Source organism: Chryseobacterium sp. S90 (genome assembly GCF_047444895.1).
Classification (GTDB): Bacteria; Bacteroidota; Bacteroidia; order Flavobacteriales; family Weeksellaceae; genus Chryseobacterium.
On record NZ_JBLGCX010000030.1, the window covers coordinates 1 to 278 of the forward strand.

The 278-nt window shown below is 37.1% G+C and carries 1 protein-coding gene; it reads right to left on the bottom strand.

Translation table 11 applies throughout. The annotated features are described in order from the left end of the window. Positions 1-5 precede the first annotated feature (5 nt). Positions 6-185, bottom strand: a complete 180-nt coding sequence (locus tag ACLMCG_RS23115) for a class I lanthipeptide (RefSeq protein ID WP_076595230.1) — start codon at positions 183-185, stop codon at positions 6-8. Positions 186-278 lie beyond the last annotated feature (93 nt).

The following is a 278-nucleotide window of genomic DNA, read 5'->3' on the forward strand; positions in this document are numbered from 1 at the left end:
GCTGATTATTGAGCTGCTCTTGTTTTTACAATTGTGTTTCCACCGCAAGAACACTGTCCGCAAGACTGCGCCGCTGCCTGAAGGCTGTTAACACCACCTTTAAGGCTGTTCATTTGCTCTTCCTGTAATTTGCTGATTTGCTCTTTGTTGATCTGTAATCCTTTTGTTAATTTAATTTTGTGCATGATAGTTGATTTTTAGATTGTTATTGTTTATTTTAATGTGATTTTGGAAGCTGATTATTGAGCTGCTCTTGTTTTTACAATTGTGTTTCCACC

Coding starts and splice junctions, on each gene's coding strand:
- ACLMCG_RS23115 (WP_076595230.1), bottom strand. CDS start 185: ATGCACAAAATTAAATTAACAAAAGGATTACAGATCAACAAAGAGCAA.